Origin of the sequence: Anoxybacillus sp. B2M1 (assembly GCF_001634265.1) — a bacterium.
GTDB classification, from domain to species: domain Bacteria; phylum Bacillota; class Bacilli; order Bacillales; family Anoxybacillaceae; genus Anoxybacteroides; species Anoxybacteroides rupiense.
The window spans coordinates 284,787-305,230 of the sequence record NZ_CP015435.1 but is presented as its reverse complement, the minus strand read 5'-3'; the positions used below and the strand labels follow the sequence as shown (position 1 = coordinate 305,230).

Annotated in this window: 21 protein-coding genes, 3 pseudogenes and 1 CRISPR repeat array; of the genes and pseudogenes, 9 read left to right on the top strand and 15 right to left on the bottom strand. The window is 42.7% G+C overall.

Features of this window, described 5'->3' with window-relative positions:
* The first annotated feature begins 28 nt into the window (after positions 1 to 28).
* Together GFC28_RS01595 and GFC28_RS20155 are read left to right on the top strand one after the other, a co-directional pair.
* Positions 29 to 862, top strand: coding sequence for a MetQ/NlpA family ABC transporter substrate-binding protein (locus GFC28_RS01595; RefSeq protein WP_044741900.1), 834 nt, complete (start codon positions 29 to 31; stop codon positions 860 to 862).
* A gap of 122 nt (positions 863 to 984) precedes the next feature.
* Positions 985 to 1,835: pseudogene (locus GFC28_RS20155) on the top strand (MFS transporter).
* Positions 1,836 to 2,465: 630 nt separating this feature from the next.
* Here the strand turns inward: GFC28_RS20155 and GFC28_RS01585 are convergent.
* The 5 genes from GFC28_RS01585 to GFC28_RS01565 form a co-directional block, all read right to left on the bottom strand.
* On the bottom strand, positions 2,466 to 3,134 hold the full coding sequence (locus tag GFC28_RS01585) for an SOS response-associated peptidase (RefSeq protein WP_044741899.1): 669 nt from the start codon (positions 3,132 to 3,134) through the stop codon (positions 2,466 to 2,468).
* Between the two features lie 123 nt (positions 3,135 to 3,257).
* A complete protein-coding gene (locus GFC28_RS01580; protein WP_044741898.1) occupies positions 3,258 to 4,046 on the bottom strand; it encodes an ABC transporter permease in 789 nt (262 codons plus the stop codon).
* A gap of 2 nt (positions 4,047 to 4,048) precedes the next feature.
* On the bottom strand, positions 4,049 to 4,822 hold the full coding sequence (locus GFC28_RS01575) for an ABC transporter permease (protein WP_044741897.1): 774 nt from the start codon (positions 4,820 to 4,822) through the stop codon (positions 4,049 to 4,051).
* Positions 4,812 to 5,792 carry an ABC transporter ATP-binding protein gene (locus GFC28_RS01570; RefSeq protein ID WP_044741907.1) on the bottom strand — a complete coding sequence of 327 codons (981 nt, stop codon included), beginning with the start codon at positions 5,790 to 5,792 and terminating at the stop codon, positions 4,812 to 4,814. The genes GFC28_RS01575 and GFC28_RS01570 overlap by 11 nt, the downstream gene beginning before the upstream one ends.
* Before the next feature lie 305 nt (positions 5,793 to 6,097).
* Positions 6,098 to 6,871 (bottom strand): IS3 family transposase, encoded by a 774-nt coding sequence (locus GFC28_RS01565; RefSeq protein WP_156487499.1) that lies wholly within the window; start codon positions 6,869 to 6,871, stop codon positions 6,098 to 6,100.
* Positions 6,872 to 7,285: 414 nt separating this feature from the next.
* On the opposite strand from GFC28_RS01565, the gene GFC28_RS18615 reads away from it, so the two are divergent.
* Together GFC28_RS18615 and GFC28_RS01560 are read left to right on the top strand one after the other, a co-directional pair.
* A complete protein-coding gene (locus GFC28_RS18615) occupies positions 7,286 to 7,489 on the top strand; it encodes a type II toxin-antitoxin system HicA family toxin (RefSeq protein ID WP_197478862.1) in 204 nt (67 codons plus the stop codon).
* A 27-nt stretch (positions 7,490 to 7,516) separates the two neighbouring features.
* Positions 7,517 to 7,948: a type II toxin-antitoxin system HicB family antitoxin gene (locus GFC28_RS01560; protein ID WP_044741896.1), complete on the top strand. Its 432-nt coding sequence runs from the start codon at positions 7,517 to 7,519 to the stop codon at positions 7,946 to 7,948.
* A gap of 14 nt (positions 7,949 to 7,962) precedes the next feature.
* Here GFC28_RS01560 and GFC28_RS01555 read toward each other — a convergent pair.
* The 4 genes and pseudogenes from GFC28_RS01555 to GFC28_RS01535 all read right to left on the bottom strand — a co-directional run bounded on the left by GFC28_RS01555 (position 7,963) and on the right by GFC28_RS01535 (position 11,586).
* Positions 7,963 to 8,412 (bottom strand): annotated as a pseudogene (locus tag GFC28_RS01555) (sigma-70 family RNA polymerase sigma factor).
* A 219-nt stretch (positions 8,413 to 8,631) separates the two neighbouring features.
* Positions 8,632 to 9,195: a CRISPR direct-repeat array (repeat unit 30 nt; unit sequence GTTTCAATCCCTCATAGTTAAGATACAAAC).
* 343 nt (positions 9,196 to 9,538) lie between these two features.
* The gene (locus GFC28_RS01545) at positions 9,539 to 10,681 is read right to left on the bottom strand and encodes a glycosyltransferase family 4 protein (protein WP_044741894.1); all 1,143 of its coding nucleotides are present in this window, start codon (positions 10,679 to 10,681) and stop codon (positions 9,539 to 9,541) included.
* Between the two features lie 22 nt (positions 10,682 to 10,703).
* Positions 10,704 to 11,228 carry a phosphatase PAP2 family protein gene (locus GFC28_RS01540; RefSeq protein ID WP_044741893.1) on the bottom strand — a complete coding sequence of 175 codons (525 nt, stop codon included), beginning with the start codon at positions 11,226 to 11,228 and terminating at the stop codon, positions 10,704 to 10,706.
* A 199-nt stretch (positions 11,229 to 11,427) separates the two neighbouring features.
* Complete coding sequence (locus tag GFC28_RS01535) at positions 11,428 to 11,586, bottom strand: hypothetical protein (protein WP_156487498.1); 159 nt, start codon at positions 11,584 to 11,586, stop codon at positions 11,428 to 11,430.
* A gap of 397 nt (positions 11,587 to 11,983) precedes the next feature.
* On the opposite strand from GFC28_RS01535, the gene yhfH reads away from it, so the two are divergent.
* Both yhfH and GFC28_RS19940 read left to right on the top strand, forming a co-directional pair.
* On the top strand, positions 11,984 to 12,103 hold the full coding sequence (gene yhfH / locus GFC28_RS18610; RefSeq protein ID WP_080862588.1) for a protein YhfH: 120 nt from the start codon (positions 11,984 to 11,986) through the stop codon (positions 12,101 to 12,103).
* A gap of 57 nt (positions 12,104 to 12,160) precedes the next feature.
* Positions 12,161 to 12,292 (top strand): hypothetical protein, encoded by a 132-nt coding sequence (locus tag GFC28_RS19940; RefSeq protein ID WP_255357516.1) that lies wholly within the window; start codon positions 12,161 to 12,163, stop codon positions 12,290 to 12,292.
* A gap of 317 nt (positions 12,293 to 12,609) precedes the next feature.
* Here the strand turns inward: GFC28_RS19940 and GFC28_RS19130 are convergent, their stop codons facing one another.
* The 3 genes from GFC28_RS19130 to GFC28_RS19575 all read right to left on the bottom strand — a co-directional run bounded on the left by GFC28_RS19130 (position 12,610) and on the right by GFC28_RS19575 (position 14,414).
* Positions 12,610 to 12,762 (bottom strand): hypothetical protein, encoded by a 153-nt coding sequence (locus tag GFC28_RS19130; protein WP_156487497.1) that lies wholly within the window; start codon positions 12,760 to 12,762, stop codon positions 12,610 to 12,612.
* A gap of 508 nt (positions 12,763 to 13,270) precedes the next feature.
* On the bottom strand, positions 13,271 to 14,038 hold the full coding sequence (locus tag GFC28_RS01530) for an IS3 family transposase (RefSeq protein ID WP_082063473.1): 768 nt from the start codon (positions 14,036 to 14,038) through the stop codon (positions 13,271 to 13,273).
* A 94-nt stretch (positions 14,039 to 14,132) separates the two neighbouring features.
* On the bottom strand, positions 14,133 to 14,414 hold the full coding sequence (locus tag GFC28_RS19575) for a transposase (RefSeq protein ID WP_044741891.1): 282 nt from the start codon (positions 14,412 to 14,414) through the stop codon (positions 14,133 to 14,135).
* Positions 14,415 to 14,489: 75 nt separating this feature from the next.
* On the opposite strand from GFC28_RS19575, the pseudogene istB reads away from it, so the two are divergent.
* From istB to GFC28_RS18600, 3 genes and pseudogenes are all read left to right on the top strand, one after another.
* A pseudogene (gene istB / locus GFC28_RS01520) lies at positions 14,490 to 14,984 on the top strand (IS21-like element helper ATPase IstB); the annotation flags it as partial.
* A 279-nt stretch (positions 14,985 to 15,263) separates the two neighbouring features.
* Entirely contained in the window at positions 15,264 to 15,455 is a 192-nt protein-coding gene (locus tag GFC28_RS20150) for a hypothetical protein (protein WP_231883451.1), read from the top strand.
* Between the two features lie 150 nt (positions 15,456 to 15,605).
* The gene (locus GFC28_RS18600; RefSeq protein ID WP_335340438.1) at positions 15,606 to 15,896 is read left to right on the top strand and encodes a hypothetical protein; all 291 of its coding nucleotides are present in this window, start codon (positions 15,606 to 15,608) and stop codon (positions 15,894 to 15,896) included.
* 731 nt (positions 15,897 to 16,627) lie between these two features.
* Here GFC28_RS18600 and GFC28_RS01510 read toward each other — a convergent pair.
* From GFC28_RS01510 to GFC28_RS01500, 3 genes are all read right to left on the bottom strand, one after another.
* Positions 16,628 to 17,965, bottom strand: coding sequence for an MFS transporter (locus GFC28_RS01510; RefSeq protein WP_082063469.1), 1,338 nt, complete (start codon positions 17,963 to 17,965; stop codon positions 16,628 to 16,630).
* A 99-nt stretch (positions 17,966 to 18,064) separates the two neighbouring features.
* On the bottom strand, positions 18,065 to 18,853 hold the full coding sequence (locus GFC28_RS01505; protein ID WP_044741889.1) for an enoyl-CoA hydratase/isomerase family protein: 789 nt from the start codon (positions 18,851 to 18,853) through the stop codon (positions 18,065 to 18,067).
* A 32-nt stretch (positions 18,854 to 18,885) separates the two neighbouring features.
* Entirely contained in the window at positions 18,886 to 20,442 is a 1,557-nt protein-coding gene (locus GFC28_RS01500; RefSeq protein ID WP_044741904.1) for a class I adenylate-forming enzyme family protein, read from the bottom strand.
* Between the last annotated feature and the right edge of the window lie 2 nt (positions 20,443 to 20,444).

The window sequence follows — 20,444 nt, the reverse complement described above, 5'->3', positions numbered from 1 at the left end:
CGATAAAATAATCAAGGGGGATTTCAACATGAAAAAACGACTGGTTTTACTTATTTGCCTTCTTTCCTTTTCACTTTTAGCGGCATGCGGCAATAAAGAAGCTGCTTCCGGAAGCACGCAGAAAAAGGAGCTGACGATTGGCGCAACTTCCGGTCCATACAGCGACATGGTCAACCAAGCGATCAAACCGCTGTTAGAAAAGAAAGGATATAAAGTCAAAGTAGTGGAATTCAGCGACTACATTCAACCAAATTTAGCTTTAGCCAATGGCGATTTAGACGCTAATTTATTCCAGCATAAAATTTATATGGAGACATTCGCTAAAGAGCATCATCTTGATCTTTCTGAAGTCATTATTGTTCCAACTGCTCCAATGGGGATTTATTCAAAAAAATTTAAATCACTAAATGAAATCAAGGATGGAAGCGAAATGGCGATTCCGAATGATCCTACGAACCTGGCAAGAGCACTACTAATCTTACAAGACCAAAAACTGATCCAGCTTGACTCATCCGTCAATCCGCTCACTGTTTCGGAAAAAGATATCAAAGAAAATGTCAAGCACCTTAAATTTAAACCGATTGAAGCAGGGCAATTGCCGCGGACAGTTGAAAGCGTCGATTTGGCAGCGGTGCCCGGCAACTTCGCTTTAGCGGCAAAAATGGACTTAAATGACGCTCTTGCCCTAGAAAATATGCCGGATGATTATCGCAATCGCATCGTTGTGAATACAAAAGATTTAAAGCAACCGTTTGTCAAAGATATCCAAGCAGTGGTTCAATCAAAAGAATTTGAAAAAGTGATCGACCAAAATTTCAAAGGCTTTGGAAAGCCAAAATGGATGCTGGAACGAAAACAATAACTTCTCCCATACACGCCGTCTCCTCACGGCGTGTGTCTTTTTCACAGCATGGAAATAGACGCTTCGTCATCGAACCATTATAGTAAAAATAGATCGAATGAACAATAAAGAGGTGAGAACCATTGACACACATTCAAGAAGGCAGCACGGAATCTAGCAAAGCAAGCTGGGCGCTGTTTTTGGGCGGTTTTGTTACCTTCGCCAGCTTATATACGGCTCAACCGCTCTTGCCGCTGTTCGCAAAAACCTTTCACATTTCTGCCGCTTCAGCTAGCTTAGCCATGTCTGTATCGACCGGTGCATTAGCCATTATCATTCTCCTTGCCGCGAGTATCTCGGATCGCGCTGAAAAAAAGAGAGTGATGACCATCTCGTTGCTGTTAACATCGTTATTAACGATGGCAAGCGCGCTACTCTCCCACTTTCCTTCTCTTGTGCTTGCGCGCGCGTTACTCGGTATGGCAGCTGCCGGCGGCCCCTCTTTAGCAATGGCTTATATTACGGAGGAATTTCAAGCAGAAGGAATTGGCAAAGCGATGGGGCTTTATTTAGCGGAACCAGCATTGGAGGCATGGCTGGACGAATAGCGATCGGGCTATTAACCGATTGGTTTTCATGGCGGACCGCACTGTTTTCCATAGGAGCCTTTTCGCTTTTATTAAGCGTTATTTTCGCCGTGATCCTGCCGGCGCCGCGCCATTCTGCCCCAAAGCCGTCTAGCGGCAAAACGGCTTTGGCGGCCTATGTTGTCCATTTGCGCAATAAACCGCTGATGTCGCTGATTATGCTCGGCTTTTTATTTATGGAAGGGTTTGTGACGCTGTACAACTATATTAGCTTTTTATTAAGTGAACCACCATACTCATTAAGTCTATCCGTGCTTGGATTTTTGTTTATGGTGTACTTATTCGGAAGCTTCAGCTCTGTTTTTATGGGAAAAAAGCCGATTTATCTGGATATGCGCCCACATTAAGTCTATCGCCATTCTCGGTGCCGCTATTCCCCTTATTCCTTCTGTTGCGATAAAGCTGATTGGGCTTTCACTATTTACGTTTGGCTTTTTTGGCTGCCATTCGATCGCCAGCACATGGATTGGCAAATGCACAAGGCTCTATAAAGCACAAGCAGCTTCTCTTTATCTGCTATTTAATTATGTAGGGTCGAGCTTAGCGGGGACAGCAGGAGGTTGTTTTTGGATGCATTTTCATTGGTTGGGTGTGATCGCGTTTATCATTGCTTTGCTGCTGTTGAGCTATCCGGTGATTGGATATGCCCAAAAGCATCTCCGATAAGTGTTCGTCCTGTCTGCTATCTCGTTCTTCCTAAAAGCGTTGCCGCTTTCTCCTTCAATAAAAAACGCCGGCGGATCTTCTGTTTCCGCTAGCGTTCCCCCATGCTTCAATCCCTAAAACAAACCTTCCGAAGGTAAGTTTCCTCAATGTCGTCTAGTAGAGTCGGGCGGCCGAGGCTCGAAAAAGAGTTCACCTTGATCACACGAATCGATGACAACGGCAAGATCATACATATTTTTTCCAACCTACACTCTTCCAAAGATCATTCATTTCGTCCTTAAAAGGATAAGAACGTGCAAGTTCCCTTCCTCTCATTGACTATGAATCGGCTCCAGACATGCACGAACATCATTTTTCGGTGAATTGACAATCGAAGCTACTTCATACATGCTCATCTTTGCCGCGGCATATGGCTTAAGCAACGATTTCACATAATCGGTATCCTCTAGCTTTGCATCCAGCCATGCTTCATGCTGCTCTGGCGGCAAAATGACCGGCATCCGCTCATGAATGGGGCTGACCAATTCGTTTGCTTCCGTTGTAATAATGGTACATGTATACAACGCCGTCCCTTGCTTGTCCCATTTTTCCCACAGCCCTGCAAAAGCAAAAGGCTCACCATTTCGCAACGTAAAACGATACGGAATTTTGTTCGTCCCTTCCTTTTTCCATTCGTAAAAGCCGTCCGCTAAAATTAAACAACGGCGCCGTTTCAACGCTTGACGAAAACTCGCTTTTTCATCGACGGTCTCGCCTCTCGCATTGATCATCTTCCAGCCGATTTTCGGATCATTCGCCCAAGCGGGCACGAGCCCCCACCTCATCATTTTTCCGATCCTCATCCCATTCTCTTCAACAACCGTCAGCACCGCCTGGCTTGGCGCGATGTTAAAACGGGGCGATAGCGGTTCAGGAAAAACAAAATGAAACAACGCTTGCAACTGCTCTATATCAGCCGCCAACGAAAAACGTCCGCACATCCCAATCCCTTCCTTTAAATATATACTTATGTACAAGTATAACACTAAGAGGGAGCGATATGCGCGCTCCCTTTCATCTTTTGCTCCATTATGTCCATCCGTTTTCTCTACCTTGCGCTTTCCTCAGCTGCTTGCACTTGTATACGAACGCAATGCAAACCGCCAAAAGCGACGTGCCAGCCATAAAAACACAACAGCCAGCAATCCAGCAATAAGCGCAGTCGCCATATTCCATTTTCCCAGCAACGATAAAGCCGGCATATTCGTAATCACCGCCGCTGGCAGCACATAAGTCAAAATCACGCGCACCCAGCCACGGTACATGCCGATCGGAAACCGCGCCGTTTCAAAGAAGGAATCAAAAATAAAAGATAAATCATCAATGCGGATCACCCAAAACGAAGTCGTCATCAGCATCATCCATAACGAATAAATCAATACAAGCGACGAAGCCATCGTGATCAGAAAAACGAGTATATCAACCAATGATGGCATATAATGCTTTTCCGCTAGTCCATAGACGATCAGACCGAGGCCAAGAGCAACATCAACCAAACGCCAAAACACTAAATGACGACAGCTCACATAAAACATGCTGTCAACAGGCTTGGTTAAAATATAATCAAGCGTGCCGCGGCGAACGTGCTCAAGCAAGCGCGACATATTGGGACGCAAAGCAAAATCGATCCAGCCTTTCAATGTATTAAAGACGCCGAGCAGCACAAGTACATCCGCATATGTCCATCCTCCAAGCCGATCGGTCTGATAAAAAAAGATATGGATGGTCAAAATCGCAATCCCAATGCCAAAAAAGCTGGAAACCAGATTCCCAAGAAACTCGCTACGATATTCCAGCTCTTCAACAAAGCACGCTCGGAAAAATTCGTGGAAAATTCTCCAGTATCTGCCCATGATCAACCACCCACCGCTTGATTTTTCTTTAATCCCGCTTTCCAGATCCATTGAAGCATCATAATGAATATCACGGCCCAAACCGATGCGATCATAAAGCCCTGGCGCACCTCATGACCATTAGCGGCTTGGCTGATCAGATCAATCGGAAAACCGATCATGTAACGAAAGGGCAGGAAAATGCTCCATTGCTGCAAAAGCGGTGGAAGCATCGATAATGGCGCTATTCTCCCTGATAAAAATAAAGAGATAACTTCCAGCACGCTGTAGATGGCCGCAACTTTTGTTATCCAAAAACCAAGCAGCCCGCAAGTATAGCTAAGCAAGAAACGAAGCAGCGCCCCCATCAACACCGCCGCCAAAAATAACAACAGCTGACTCATTGATATCTCAACGCGCAGTGCCGGCACAAACAGCGCCACCCCCGCCCATATCGGTATTAAAATAACAAGAAATAATAGCTTATACACTACATTCTCCGCAATCGCCCAATGGATCGGATGCAACGGCCGGATGATATAGTTGGAAAATGTTCCTTCGCGAATTTCGCGATCGAGCTCCCAAACATCCCATGCACTTGTCATTCTTTCTACAAAAATCACGGCCATAAAGTAAAAAAAGAACGCATCGCTTTGCGATGGATCAATGTTGATCCAAACAGCCATCGTAATCAAGGGCTGAGTGATAGCCCCGGTCATCCATACAATCGTAGCTAGGCGGTAAGCCAGCATTTCCATGTACTTCATCCGTAAAAGAGCCGCATATTTACGAACCATGGGACAACTCCTCCTGAAAGGCGCGCGTAATCACTTCTTCCATCGGCGGATCTTGAATGTTAATATCATGAACGTGGAAATGCTGCAAGAAATGCGCCGACACTTCAGCTACTCTCTCACGATTAACCCGCAATACCACCTGGCTGTCCTCGATTTCTGCCACTTCCCCATAATCTTCCCAGCGCGCATTCGGCACTTCAGAAAAGCGCACCTCAAGCCGTTTGTATGGCGCCAGCTTTTCCGTTAACACCGACAATTCTCCGTCATAAATCAGCTGGCCGTAGTTAATCATCATAATGCGGTCACACAGTGCAGTCACATCTCCCATATAATGCGATGTTAATAAAATGGTCGTTTGGTGCTCACGATTATATTCCGCAATAAAACGCCGGACTTTTTCCTGTGTATGGACATCAAGGCCAATCGTTGGCTCATCCAAAAATAAAATGGCCGGCCGGTGCAATAAAGCCGCAGCCAGTTCACAGCGCATCCGCTGCCCAAGCGACAGGCTTCTCGTCGGTTTTGTTAGTAGCGGCTGCAGCTCCAACAGCTCCACTAATTCATCAAGCGTCCGACGAAAGGTGCGGTCATCGATTTCATAAATCGCCTTATTGACTAAAAAGGTTTCCATGGGCGGAATATCCCAAATCAGCTGACTTTTTTGTCCCATCACCAAACTCATCATTTTTTTAAACTCCGGCCTCTGCTCGAACGGAACAAATCCTCCAACATTCATCTTTCCCGATGTCGGGTGAAGCAGCCCAGCGAGCATTTTCATCGTCGTTGTCTTCCCTGCTCCATTCGGGCCTAAAAATCCAACAATTTCTCCTTTTGGAATGGTAAATGAAATATCTTTCACCGCTTCGACTACCTGATACTGCCGCTTCCATAAATGGCGGACCGCATCAAGCCACCCCGCCTGTCGAACATGAACGCGAAATGATTTATGCAAATGCTGAACTTCAATCATCATGTCCACCCTCCAATGCCACTTTTGAAGCCACCTATCGCCCAACAAAAAACAGGCTTCCTCATCATCGAAGCCTGAACGGTGTCCTTTCCATAAAAGAAATGGCATTCTAGTTGATATTTTACAAAAATTATACGTTTATGCAAGCATTTCATCCACATCCCCAGCAAACCATGGATGCGAGAAGGAGGAATTTGATACCGCTTCCGTAAATGTCGTTCCCTTCCCCGCCACCTTCTTAAAATAAAAAAGCACTCCAAAGGTGAAGAGACCCCTGTCAAGTAGACAGGAATAAAAAAGCACATTTAAGCAGCCTGAGTCCGATATTCATAAGGACTCAGGTTGTGTAATTTCTTTTGGAAACGATGGTGGTTATAAAAACGAATAGATTGGTGTACGGCCTCCTTCACCTCTTCGGCCGTGCGAAAAGAGCACAGATGGAAACACTCTGCCTTGAAATGGCGGAAGAAGTGTTCCATGCAGGCATTGTCCAAACCGTTTCCTTTTCTGGACATACTGGCCTTTATATTGTATCTTTTTAATAGGTTGTTGTATTGATGGGATGTATACCGGAACCCCTGATCACTATGGAGGAGGAGTCCATTGACATTCCGTTTTTTTATAGCCTTTTTTAGCGTGTCGATGACCAATTTGATGTCATTTCTTCGGCTGATGTGATCAGCCACAATTTCATTGTTGGATAGATCTTCAATGGCGGACAAATAGAGCTTTTGCCCATTAAAAATCAAATAGGTCATATCCGTCACCCACTTCTTGTTTGGCTTTGATACGTGGAAATCTCGGTTTAGATGGTTGTCTGAAATCACATACGGCTCTTTCTTTCCGTAATAAGGTCGTTTCTTCCGAATCAACGCACGGATGCCCATCTCCCTCATCAGCCTTCGTACTCGTTTATGGTTGATATCCCGTTTGTGTTTCCGTTTCAGCCAAACTTGGACTCTCCGATACCCGTAGATGCCTTTGTGTTCTGGATGGCGCTCCTCGATTTTTTCTTTAGATGCTTGTCTTCTACTTGCTTTTGAGAAGGGCGTTCCTGTCGTTTGACCTACTTGTAGTATCCGTTTCGAGACACGCCTACGATCTCACAAATCATTGAATCGAGCCATAACACACAGCCGTTTCTTGAATGATGGCGAACTTTTTGTGAGCTGGTACGGCTTCCATTCCCCCTTTCACCTACTCAGTACGACAAAAGGAGGCATCTTCCTACAACGTTCATTTCTCAAATTACAACAAAAGTCTTTACACTAAAAAAACAGTGGGATACTTTGTACTCAAACCACTCTCATCCTCCCTTTGGTATCGATATCCCCACCAAAGGGCTTTTTTGTGTCCAAAGAAAAACACCACCCAAACGGGTGACGCAATACAGAAAGCTTACTCAACCTTATTCATTTATTAGTGGCATTTACACGACAAAAAATAAAACAAAAATCTCTTTACACGTGTTATTTATACGTGTTATAATAAAAATGTGGAAAGGGGGAATAAACATTTCATCAAAAGAATTGATTAAATTACTAAAAAAAGACGGATGGTACTTACATAGAATAGTCGGTAGCCATCACCACTTCAAACATCCAACGAAAAAAGGAACGGTGACTGTTCCTCATCCACGCAAAGATTTAAAACCCGGAACATTACACTCAATACTAAAGCAGGCAGGGCTGAAGTAGCCCTCCTGCGAAAGGAGGTTTTTTCTATTGGCTAAATATTATTTTCCAGCGATTTTCGACCCTGGCACTGACGGAAGTGAAGGGTATACCGTTACTTTCCCTGACCTTTCGGGATGCATCACAGAAGGCGAAACATTAGAAGAAGCCTTTCGCATGGCAAAAGACGCTTTGGAAGGTTATCTATATGGAATGGAAGAAGATAACGAATCCATCCCTTCCCCTTCCAATCCGAAAGATATTGAATTGCCAAAAGGCGCATTCGTTTCTGTCATCGAGGCAAGAACCGACTACATTCGTGAAGAGATGGCCAATAAAGCCATTAAGAAAACGTTAACGATTCCGAAATGGTTAAACGATGCCGCAGAAGCCGAAGGAATCAATTTTTCACAGTTGTTGCAATTTGCCATTAAAGAGCGTCTAGGAATCAACGTTCGAAACGATTTTGATTTCAAGCGATGAAAGGAAAAGCCTCTTCAGCTACACAAGCAGAAGAGGCTTTCTTTTATGCGTTTTTTAATTTTTTTCTCGTCTCTTGTAATCATCGTTTGAACGCTACTGGATGATATACAAAGATAATTGGCAATTTCGCTATATGTGAGGCAATATCCCCGCGACATCAAATAAACTTCTCGTTCTCGCTGCGTCAGTACAGACAAGGCATCCTCAATACGCTCCCGATCCTAACTCGTGATGACATCTTCTTTTTCGTGATCGTCCCATTCGTAAGTAGGTTTACTGGAACGGAAATATTTTTGCATCAGTAATGGGACAAAAATCTTCTCACACTGATACGCTGCCCTACGTTCAATACCGCGACGATTTCCGGGTCTTCTTCCTGTTTCCATCCACTCAATGGCAAATTCCAGATCAAAGATCATTCCAGCAATCACTTTTTTATCCTCATCAGTAGCACTTCTATACATTTTCTTTGCCACCTTTAATATTGCTGGATCAGATTCATGCAAATGACCTCCTTACAAATAAAAAAGGACACCAAACGAGCATTAAGCTCATTCAGTGTCCTCCAGTTGGCTGGTAGAACGATTCTTTATAAAATCGCTCTAATTAACGGCGAGAAAATTAAATTTACTAAATAAATAAAACCATGCTTTTATTTTATCGATTTTCCTATCATTTATAAAAACCCAATTCCTCATAGTTAAGATATAAACATCTGTTCTGCCACTTTTGGCGGAACAAATTCAGAAAGTTTCAATCCCTCATAGTTAAGATACAAACCGCTAGCCCAGAAATGAAACTCCTTCACACATCCATGTTTCAATCCCTCATAGTTAAGATACAAACGATTGACAAGGGGCGTGAGGAGCGCGAGAAAAAGATGTTTCAATCCCTGATAGTTAAGATACAAACAAATACGCTTGACCTCTTGCATATTTTAGAGGTAATGGTTTCAATCCCTGATAGTTAAGATACAAACGCAAGTTGGAGGCTAAGCTATCAGAATCAAATTATTCGTTTCAATCCCTGATAGTTAAGATACAAACATAATGGAAGTTGGATCAAAATTGTTGCATCGAATGAGTTTCAATCCCTGATAGTTAAGATACAAACCAATGCCGTTAACCTTTTTCTTCAAAGTAGACTCCGCGGTTTCAATCCCTGATAGTTAAGATACAAACAAAGCTTATCGATTTCACCAGGTGTAAACAGCTTTCGTTTCAATCCCTGATAGTTAAGATACAAACCCAAAAAAATGTTGATGTTGCCGTGTTTCTCTCGTTGGGTGGAATGGTTGGTTTTATTATAGCGAAAATCAGAAATGGGGGCAATTGCTGATTGTGCCAAGATTTTTTATAAAAATAAACTGTCGTCGATTCCTAGGGATTTTAGCAGCATTGGAGGTCGACGACAGCTTTCATCAGAAGCTTGTCATCCTTCTGTGCATGAAGCCAAACTGGCAAATTAACCCTGATCTTGATCAGTTGCGGAAAACACATAAAATAAACATCGCTAGTGATATCAATACATCTTGAGTTTGTAATGAATCGAAAGTATATAAACTTATTCTTTTGTTTGTCTCCCCACACGCTATGCATGTAGCCTCTCCGCATGGTGGCGCCATACTTTTTCATATTCAGAAATTAAGTTTTCGAAAATAACCTCCCAATTTTGGGTGAGTGCATAGGCGCGCCCCGCAAGCTCCATTTGTTTTCGTTGTGTGTCGTTTGACAGAAAGCGGACAATGGCAGCCGCAAATTCATCGATCGCTCTCGGCTCACATAAATAGCCGAATGCTCCGTGCTGCATAATGCTTTTCACACCACCGCTGTTGGCGCCAATCACAGCCGTGCCGCTCGCTAACGATTCTAACACGACATTTCCAAAGGTCTCCGTCGCCGATGGAAACACAAATAAGTCGGCCGCCGCGTACACTTTCGCTAAGTCGCTTCCTTGCAAATAGCCAACAAAGGTCATGCGTTCTGGTGCACGCTGCTGCATCTCCTCCTTTAACGGACCATCGCCGACCATCAGCCAGTGAACGTGATCCCGTAATGATTCCGGCAGACGTTTAGCGATTTCAGGCAAAAGCTGGACATCTTTTTCTACCGCTATTCTGCCAACATAAACAAGAAGATATTTTTCATCAATGTTATACTTTTCTCTCACTTCACGCTGATGATAATAAGGATGAAACAATGAACAATCAACCCCGCGTGGCCAAAGATGCAAATTCGTAAAGCCTCGCCGCTTTAATTGCTCCATTGTATCCTGTGATGGAACAAAGATTTTTTGCATTGAACGATGAAACCAATACATGTAGCGCCAGAAAAAATTCGAGAGAAATTGTAAATCGTAATAACGCAAATAGTGATCAAAATTTGTATGGTACGATCCGACTAGGGGAACTTGCATTTTTTTTGCATAATGCAAACCGCAAAGCCCGATGTTAAAAGGGGTAGCAACGTGGATAAGATGAGGCTGAAAAGCTTGTAGCTCCGCTTTCATTTGCAACACATTCGAAACGGCCACACGGCATTCCGGATATAAAAAGAAACGAAAGCTGCTCAAGCGGTGAATGCGGGAATGAAAGAACGGGTAATCTGGGATTTCCGGCGCAAACACTTTGTATTCGATGTTTTTCTTTTCAAAAAAATCGGTTAGGCGCTTTAATGTCCGCGCCACACCATTGATTTCAGGCACAAACGTATCCGTAAAAAGCGAAACTCTCATGCGAGCCCCTCCTCTTCAGCATTTAAAGAAGCAAGTAAAAAGCAAACGCACCGGCAGCTGTTCCAAGCAAACAGCCAGCCAAAACATCAGAAGGATAATGAAGCCCTAAATAAATTCGAGAAATGGCCACACTGAAAGCAATCGGTAAAAGACCAAACGACAAAACAGGCAATGCGAAAACAAATGGAATGACGATCGCAAATACAGCTGTTGTATGCCCAGAAGGGAATGAATGATCTTTTAACGGACCATATACCTTTGCTTCCGATAAAACAACGTATGGCCGCGGCCGCGGATAGAGGCGCTTCATCACAGCAACAGGGATGTGACTGGCGGCTAAAGCACACGCGCTGGCAACCGCCGTCATGCGCCACTCCTGCTCAAAGAAAATCATCGCCAGCAGCACAGCGACAATCGAAAAAGTGGCGCCGCCAACATGTGTAACCAATCGAAAATAAATATTGAGCCATTCGTAGTCAAAATAACGATTAATGGTTCGGAACATCCGACATTCCAACGTGTAAGCCTGCTGTAAAAGCTTTGTCATCGCGCGTCAAACTCCTTTTTAAAGAAAGTGCTACATCTTCAGATTAAAACAGAAATGTTGAGGAAATGAGAATAAATTGTAAATTTTTTTCTGAGCCGATGGTTCCCTCGCTTCACCTAACCATGATCATTTGAACCCCCTTTTTCAATCGTTCGATGAAAAAAGCGGCTAAAAGAAAATAGCCGCCTTTTCCGTTTGTTTATTGATTATCCTCTGACTGCTCTGTATTTTCGTCCGTTTCTTCTATCTGATTCGTTCCATTATCTGGTTGATCCTCTTCATTGTTGCATGCTCCCAATAGCATAATGGTTAATAATGATGCCCCCACTTTGAGTAATAACGCTTGCTTTGCTTTCATCGCCATTCCCCCCATGGTTTTATAGACCCTATACATCTGGGCCTCTTCGGTACCATTATAAGGTTTTTTATTCCAATAATGTTTAAATTTACAGTAAATATAAACAAAAATAACAAGCCTTACACTCTTTTTACAAACATTCAACACGGCAAAAAACGCGGAAAACGGATCGTGTCTGCTAAGGCTTGAGACTGGACAGCAAATATGTGGACTTTCTTTTGTTTTACGAGTAACAAAGCTTCAGGGGATTTGTCCTTCAAAACTTCATGCATCTCTTTGTTTTGAAGATCAAGATGGCAAAAAATTTTTAAATTAATTATATAACAGATATTGATTTTTGATATCTGTTATAATACAATATAATCAACAAATTGAAAACAGGAAGGGAGCTACCAGCATGTTAACATTCCATCCGTTACCGCCAAAGCAATGCCAAGAATGCGGGGAAGAAATTGTAGAACAGCGCGAATCCTATTTATATGAATGCGAAAAATGCATGAGCCAACAGGAAGAATAACAGAGCCGCTATCTCTAAACAACAGCAAACAAACGACAAAAAGGGGGACAGCATCAGATGGAAATGTATGAACAAGCTTATCTACGATATTTGGAAAAATGCGAGGAGTTTGGAATTCAAGCGATTGATCCAATTGAATTTATTCATAATTTAACACCTGAGCAAATTCAAATGATGCTGAGTCAATGAATGAAACGGAGCGAAAAAATGAAGAAAAATCCCGCTGTAAGCTTGTCATCCCCTGTTCATTCCGCCAATAGAGTTGAACAGGGGATTTTGCCATTCCTTCGAAGTAAAAAAATCATATAATCGCGCAAAAAAAAGAGGGAGTTGACAGAACCAATCGAACCCCTCATGATCGAACTGTTCAGTGAATCAGCCTTCTTATCTATCATTTATCTGCTTGGGCCAACCGCAGCAGGATTTGTCCAGCATGATCTCGCCTTTCTCAGTGCTGAAAAATCACGAGACCATTATGAAAATCTAAACTCAACTGCGAAAGCTTCTCAATGCCCCCGATAACAGATTGACTTTTCATTCCCCATCTCCCCAAAAGCAAATAAACATCCCAATCCATCAACTATTTCAAAACAAACTGGAAGCAAAGAGTTGGATTCTTTGTAGGTCAGATCAAACGCACTCTCTTTGATAAACTTCATTGAACCATCTTCCTTGTAAAAAAATAAAAAGAGCAACCGTGTGGATCACTCGTTCCTAAATCATCGTTTATTTTGAAATAAAGAAAACTCTTAATACATTCTATCGAACTCTTCTATCAGTTTCTCTCTTTCGTTCAAATCGTTTGCTTGAACCATGCGAAAAAATAGATTCTTTGCTTTTTCTAATGCTTCTTTTGTTTTTGGGTCTTTTTCTACATGATAGTAATGGACAGCATAGGCATAACCGCTAAACGTTAGATGGTCGATGCAATCTTCTTTTGTTTGATTGAAATGGATCTAGGTTTTAGAATGAAAATCCTCTTTATAAGATTGTAACCATTGATATGCATTTTGATAGTAGGTCAATAAAGTAGACACAAAAATTTATAAATTTTTTTCGCAGCTACTGCGCTATCGCTTGGTAGCCTTTTAAAAATAATGACGACGTTGTCCCAATTATTTTTAAAAGGGAAATTTTCGGATCTCACTATTCTATATAATATGTTCATTAAGCTCCCTTTTTATAATCCATACGTTCGTATTCGGATGGCGAAAAATACTCTGTTGCGGAGTGAATACGTTTATTGTTGTAAAATATTTCTATATACTCAAATATGCTCTTTTTTGCTTCCTCCCTTGTTTTATAACGAGTCTGATAGATTCGTTCTTTTTTTATAACCCCATGAAATGATTCAATACAAGCGTTGTCATAACAATTGCCTTTGCGGCTCATGCTGGTTTTCATGCCATATTTACGCAACATCGCCTGATAGTCATGAGAAGCATATTGTGATCCTTGATCAGAGTGATGAATCAACCCAAGTGGCGGTTGACGCTTCTGAACCGCTCTCTCTAATGCCCTCATCCCTAATTGGCGATTCATTCGTTCACTGATGGCCCATCCGACCATTCTTCGGGAAAACAAATCCATGATGCTGGCAAGATAAAGCCACCCCTCGGCCGTCCAAATGTACGTAATGTCCGCCCCCATATTTGATTGGGCTTTTCGGCATGAAACTGTTGTTCCAGCAGGTTGGGATAGGTTAGGCAGCTGATGAGGAGAAGAACTGGCTGGTTTGTGTTTTTTCTTCGTTTTCGAACGAATTCCTTCTTCCTTCATCCAGCGTGCCACCGTCTTTTGTGAGATTGGAATTCCTTCCTGTTGTAACATTTTCGTGATTTTCGGGCTGCCGTACAGTGGACGCGATTCAATGTGAATTCGTTTACCATCGTCTGTTTTCTTTGTCTCTGGGCACTCATTCGTCGTTTCCGCCAAGCATAAAACCCACTTCGAGATACACGAAAGACTTCACACATCTTCGCCACGCGGAATTCTTGTTTATGCTGTTCGATAAAAGTATAAATTACTTCTAGTTTTTGGCGAAGAGGCTCATCGCCTTTTTTAGGATGGCGTTTTCCTCTTCCAGGTCACGAATTCGCTTTTGTGCTTCTCGCAATGCTTGCTCTTCCGGTCGGAGGTTTTCACTCCCAACAAAACTGTGAACGGGATTCTCTTTATAGTCGCTTACCCATCTATGCAATGTTTTTGGTGATAAATCGAGCTGTCGCGCTGTTTCAGCGATAGTGCTTCCTTCTTCTACAACTAACTTGACGGCATGAAGTTTAAATTCTTTATCAAAACGTTTACCCACGTTGGACACTCCCTTAATGTAATTAGTTTGATTATAACGTCTCTATTTGGTGTGTCCACTTTTTAGACTAACATCAAGCTGCTTACGTTGTCCTTTATTGACCGGAAAGAAAATATCCTCTTTCTCGGTCCACCGGGGATTGGAAAGACACATCTGGCCATTTCGATTGGAATGGAGGCGACCGCAAGAGGATATAAAACGTATTTTATGACGGCCCATGATTTAGTGACTCAGGTAAGAAGAGCCGATCAGGAAGGAAAGCTGGAGAAAAAGCTTCGGGTCTTTGTGAAACCAACGGTTCTCATTATTGATGAAATGGGATACTTAAAACTGGACCCAAACAGTGCTCATTACTTATTTCAAGTGATCGCTCGTCGGTATGAGCATGCCCCGATTATCCTTACCTCCAACAAAAGCTTCGGAGAATGGGGAGAAGTCGTGGGAGACTCGGTGTTGGCGACGGCGATGTTAGATCGATTACTGCACTATTCCATCATTTTTCATCTAAAGGGGGAAAGCTATCGATTACGGGAAAAGAGGATCCAACAAGAAAAACAGAAGGATCAATGAAAGGTCCTTCTGGGGAATTTTAAACCGACGATTTTGGGGAAAACATAGGTTCTTACGCTAATTTGGGGAGATGACTTTCTATTAACTACATGGGGATAATCAAAATAAAGGGGGTCATAACGATGATTCCCCTTTCTTGGCCTCCTCTTGATTCCACTATCGAGTGACTCGATGTGTCTGATGTCGATGATGGTTTGCGTTTAACGGTAAAAAGCAACCGAGAGTCTTCTCCCTGCCTGTCATTATGTTTCCTCTCGCCCGCATTGTCGGTATACACGTGTGATTCAAGATCTTCCTATCGCTGATCAGCCTGTTCAACTCCTGCTGATTTCTCGAAAGTGGGTTTGTGATGATTCTTCCTGTTCCGTTCAAGTGTTTACAGAGCGTTATGACTGGCTAGCGCCGCCTGGCCGTCTACGCTTCGGGCAGAACACCCTTTGCGACAAATGGCCTTTTCCACGAGTTGTTTAGCTGCGGAAAGAATAGCACAGGCGATTCATCTGCCTATCAGCCATGATTCATTGTTAACGATGATTCACAAAACTCCTATTCCTGTAGAGGTGTCTCCCTTTCCTCGGAGTCGATGATGTTGCTTTTCGAAAAGGCCATACGTATGGAGCGATCATTTGTGATCTTTGCCGTCATCATCCTGTTGCTCTTTTGCCCAATCGGCTGCCGCAAACACTTACGGAATGGCTGAAAATCGATTCCCATGTACAAGGGATGAGCCGGGATGGATTGACAGGATTCCGTCAAGGGATGTCCAATCCTTCCATCCTTCCTGTTTACGATCGATGGCATTTGATATGCTCGGCGTTTGCGCAGCGATTGGCAGGCCGTAAAACACGCTTTTCTTCTCCCATACAGCCATGGTGTGCTGGAAGGGCCAATCAACCGGTTGAAAACGATTAAACGAATGATGATGGCCGAGCTGGATTCGCTCTGTTAGAAAAACGTGTTCTCTATAGGCTATAATCATTATTTTAATAAAACAATAAAAATCTCCAACAGGATGATAGGTAATCATTCACCAAAAGAACGTAAGAACCAAAACATAATCAGCCTTGACACGCAGTTTAATATATGTGCATTACTCTTTATAATTGACATACTTCTCAAGGTAATTTATTTCTTACTCCATTTTGTATCCACTTTCATCCCAATATCAATCAAAAGATTCAATACAGACTGCCACCCATCCATGCTGAAAAAGTTGATAAAATCAAATGGAAACAAGTAAGCCTAACTATGCCAACCAAGCATTATATGGATAAAATACTTGGAGCAAGCGATTTACAATTTACTATTATTCGTCTAAAGAATTCATTTGAATGAAACTGGAACTAGAAACGTTTCCGCTTAAAGATCTTACTAGAGAAGAAGGTGGATAACTGCCCCCAGCCTCTCGCATCGCCTGACATGCTGGTCCGCACTAGGCGGTTCGCCAAATTTCATTGCGATTGACAAAAAACGATTGGTTGCTATACAAATCTAATTTTGGTGCAAGTATTTGACAAAGGCAGTGTCGGAGCTTTTTGACCTTACAAAGTTCTGTGCCGCTACCTGAAAACGTTATCATTCTATTGCAAATTTGGAAAGGTAAATCTGTTGTCTAAACTTATTGGAGTAATTCATTTAACTGATCACTTAAAATTTCCTTTTGTTTCCGGAATGATGAAGCTTCCCAACAAATACAAGAGGAAGAGAGCAATCGAGAAATACGTCAAGGATAATGGAATATCCGAGGTTTGGCTGCTGGCCATTGTTACGAAAGTCGGCATCATTCCACCTACGGCAAACCCCATATTCCAGGACAGTCCGGTACCTGTCGAACGAATAGCCGTTGGGAAACGTTCATTCAAAAAGATCAGTACGGGAGCATATGATCCATTACCTAAAAACGCCAGTCCCATTGCATAGAGTGTAATCAGTGTCAGATCTTGAGCGGCTGCCAATTCTGTATATAAGTACGGGAGAACAATCAGATTCACGATACCTAGTAAAATGAACGTTTTTTTTCTACCAATAATGGTGCTCAAATGACCAAGAGCAACAGAAGCGATCATGGCAGAAATGCTGCTTATCATAAGAATCATAGAGGATACCGTCTGCGGGATATTATTAATTACTTTTAAAAAGGTAGGCAGATACCCGCAAGTTAGATAATATGCTGATCCACCGCCGATCACAATCATCAAATTAATCAATAAAACTGACAAGTATTTGGTGAATACCATTTTCACCGGAGACTGCTGGTTTTCCTGTTTCGCTTCTTGCGTCTTTTTGTGTTGCACCCATAAAGGAGACTCCTCAAGCTTTTTGAATACGAACAGTCCGAGAACAGAGCTCAATATGCCGGTAAAGAACATAAAACGCCAGCCCCACTCGCTGAATTCCGGTCCGGAAAAAATGTTGGATAAGACGAAATATACAATAGAAGCCAGCAATGCACCAAGAGCAGCACCGCCCCCGCCGACAAGACCGGACATCAAGCCTCGCCACTTCTCCGGTACGGATTCGGTACCAATCGTATGAGTGGAGGCAACGACTCCTCCGACAAATACACCTTGGATTAAACGAAGAACAATAAATATAATCGCAGCAGCAGCACCGATTTGAGCTACCGTTGGCAGCGCTCCCAACAGTGCGGTAGAAATCCCTACACCCGACACGGCCACAACCATTGCCCGTTTCCTTCCGTTGCGATCGGCATAGGTACCAAAAAGCGCCGAGCCAAGCGGACGCATACACAGTGTAACAGCAAAGGAAGCATACACAGCGGCCAATGAGAGCGTGGGCTTATCTGTCGGGAAAAACAGCTTCCCTAATTCAGGCGCAACATAGAGCAGAATAAAGAGATCATACAAATCCAACGACCATCCCAACAGGGACGCCATAACGGCTATCATCATTTGCTTTCTACTAATCGATAATGCCAACGGAGAAGTTTGCTGAACAGTTGTCTCCGTATTTACACTCATACAGACCCACCTTTCTTGTATATATTTTTTTTAATTTTCAGTTAATTTTAATTTCAACTTTAGGAAGCGGAACGATTTCCGCTCCCTGAAGTTTTTGGCTTATTTACCTTTAAAGTTCGGTTTTCTTTTTTCCACGAACGCCGCTACACCTTCTCTGAAATCCTCCGTTGTACGGAGCAAACCATATGCTTTTCCTTCAATTTCAAGGCCTGCGCTAAGTGGTGTTTCATAGGCTGCATTCAGTACTTGTTTACATACTTTTAGCGCAAGTGGTGAAAATTTCATAAGTTCATCTGCAAGAGCATTGACTTCATTTTCAAGATCTGCTTTTGGAACTACTTTGGTGATAAGACCCCATTGATATGCTTCGTCAGCTGGTATTCTTCTTGCCCTCATAATCATGTCTTTCGCGCGGGTTAATCCAGCTATTTTTGCTACCCTCTGTGTTCCGCCGCTTCCTGGAATCATACCAAGATTCATCTCTGGCAGCGCTAGAAGCGTATCATCAGCAGCGATGCGGAAATCGCAAGCCATCGCAATTTCAAGACCAACTCCAAATGTATAACCTTGTAGTTGGGCGATCACCGGCTTTGGAGAGCGTTCCGGCGCCGCAACATTTACAGCAAGATGTGAAAGTTCTTCTGGGTGTACTTCCATAAACTCTGGAATATTTCCTCCTGCACTAAATGCCTGAGTCCCTTCTCCTTTAATGATGATGACACGAACATCATCGTCTTTGTTTAACTTATCAAAAATTTCGGAAAATTGAGAGCGCGCAAGCATACTGATATAGTTCATTTTTTCTGGACGGTCGAAAACAATAGTAGCCGTCTTTTTCTCCTGATTTTTTTCCACGCGAATGTGATCATATTGTTTTACTGCTTCCATCATTGGTTCCCCTTTCTTAATATTAGTATTTTTTAATAAACTACTTTTTCATTTATATAAAGTTCAAATTCTCCATTTCTTATATTGCGACGAAGAATTTTCCCAACGGGGCTTTTTGGTATTTCTTTAATAAATACATATTTTCTCGGACGTTTAAAATTGGAAAGTGTTGTATTGTTCTTGCAATAATGGTCTAGTTCCTGGCTTGTGAGCGATGGATCTTTTGGAACGACATATGCGGCTACAATTTGCCCCCAGCGCTCATCTTCTTCGCCAATGACAGCCACTTCATGTACTTTCGGATGTTTTGACAAAACATCTTCCACTTCAATCGGATGAATATTTTCTCCACCGGAAATGATCATATCATCTACACGTCCAACAACATATAAATCTCCATCCTCATCTAACATGCCGAGGTCTCCTGTAAAATACCAGCTATCCCTAATCGCTTTTTTTGTAGCATCTGGTCTATTCCAATAACCTTTGAAGCTTTCAGGAGATTCAATATTGACAATGATTTCACCTATTTCCCCTTTTTCAACAATATCTTCCGGTGTTGAATTACCATTAGGGTCGGCTTTAACGATGCGGATGTTTTGATGTAATCCCGGTTTGCCTGCACATCCTGGTTTTTCCGCAACATTAGGATTGATCGTAAACGTGTAAATTTCTGTGCTCCCATAATGGTTAACAAAAACTTCCGGCTTCAGCATCTTAACGCACTTCTCCGTTAAAGCGGTTGTCATTGGTGCACCAGCATATCCGATTTTCTTCAACTTGGACAAATCATAGTTATGAAATTCCTCATGATTTAAAATGTCATGATATAATGTAGGCACTAAATAAAGCGATGTGATTTCTTCGCGTTCCAATAATTCAAGCGCTTCTTTAGCGTCGAAATCAGGCAAAATAACGTATTTACCATTTAAAAACATGATGGATAAAAGAGAGCGCATTCCCATCGTATGATAGAGTGGCATCGTACCCAATGTACTTTCGCCATCTTGATATTGGTTTTGAATAATATGGGCAAGAGCTGCACTGTATTCGTTTTTATGGGTCCGCGGAACTCCCTTTGGTTTTCCTGTTGTGCCAGATGTATAAAGCATTATAGCCACATCATCATCATTGATCAGCGGTTTTTCAAAACTTTCAGGGCTTCTATCGACGAGCTCGTTATAATAAATGTCAGCCCCTTCGACTTCTCCAACACCAATCAGGATCGGTCTTTGCTGAAAGTTCGCTTTCAAAACGGATTCCTGGCTGGCACTTTCATATACAACAGCCGTCGCCTCCGCATCGTTTACACAGTACTCTACTTCTTTCACGGCCAGGCGGAAATTGATCGGCGTGTACACGGCTCCAATTTTTTGAAGCGCCCAGTAAATGATCGGATTTTCGAAGCGGTTTTTCAACAGAATCATTACGCGGTCATGCTGCTTGATACCAATTTTTTGAAGAGAGGATGCTACTTTCGTCACTTCCTTATGAAACTGTCTGTACGTATACCTTCTGTCTCCTTCTACAACGGCGACTCGATTCGGAAAACGTTCAACAGCGAAATCGAATATCGTGACAAGATTCATTT

Excerpts from the sequence above, each read along its gene's own strand:
- GFC28_RS01595 (WP_044741900.1), top strand. The coding sequence starts at position 29 with ATGAAAAAACGACTGGTTTTACTTATTTGCCTTCTTTCCTTTTCACTT.
- GFC28_RS01585 (WP_044741899.1), bottom strand. The coding sequence starts at position 3,134 with ATGTGCGGACGTTTTTCGTTGGCGGCTGATATAGAGCAGTTGCAAGCG.
- GFC28_RS01580 (WP_044741898.1), bottom strand. The coding sequence starts at position 4,046 with ATGGGCAGATACTGGAGAATTTTCCACGAATTTTTCCGAGCGTGCTTT.
- GFC28_RS01575 (WP_044741897.1), bottom strand. The coding sequence starts at position 4,822 with ATGGTTCGTAAATATGCGGCTCTTTTACGGATGAAGTACATGGAAATG.
- GFC28_RS01570 (WP_044741907.1), bottom strand. The coding sequence starts at position 5,792 with ATGATTGAAGTTCAGCATTTGCATAAATCATTTCGCGTTCATGTTCGA.
- GFC28_RS18615 (WP_197478862.1), top strand. The coding sequence starts at position 7,286 with ATGTGGAAAGGGGGAATAAACATTTCATCAAAAGAATTGATTAAATTA.
- GFC28_RS01545 (WP_044741894.1), bottom strand. The coding sequence starts at position 10,681 with ATGAGAGTTTCGCTTTTTACGGATACGTTTGTGCCTGAAATCAATGGT.
- GFC28_RS01540 (WP_044741893.1), bottom strand. The coding sequence starts at position 11,228 with ATGACAAAGCTTTTACAGCAGGCTTACACGTTGGAATGTCGGATGTTC.
- GFC28_RS01535 (WP_156487498.1), bottom strand. The coding sequence starts at position 11,586 with ATGAAAGCAAAGCAAGCGTTATTACTCAAAGTGGGGGCATCATTATTA.
- yhfH (WP_080862588.1), top strand. The coding sequence starts at position 11,984 with ATGTTAACATTCCATCCGTTACCGCCAAAGCAATGCCAAGAATGCGGG.
- GFC28_RS19940 (WP_255357516.1), top strand. The coding sequence starts at position 12,161 with ATGGAAATGTATGAACAAGCTTATCTACGATATTTGGAAAAATGCGAG.
- GFC28_RS19130 (WP_156487497.1), bottom strand. The coding sequence starts at position 12,762 with ATGAAGTTTATCAAAGAGAGTGCGTTTGATCTGACCTACAAAGAATCC.
- GFC28_RS01510 (WP_082063469.1), bottom strand. The coding sequence starts at position 17,965 with ATGAGTGTAAATACGGAGACAACTGTTCAGCAAACTTCTCCGTTGGCA.
- GFC28_RS01505 (WP_044741889.1), bottom strand. The coding sequence starts at position 18,853 with ATGGAAGCAGTAAAACAATATGATCACATTCGCGTGGAAAAAAATCAG.
- GFC28_RS01500 (WP_044741904.1), bottom strand. The coding sequence starts at position 20,442 with ATGAATCTTGTCACGATATTCGATTTCGCTGTTGAACGTTTTCCGAAT.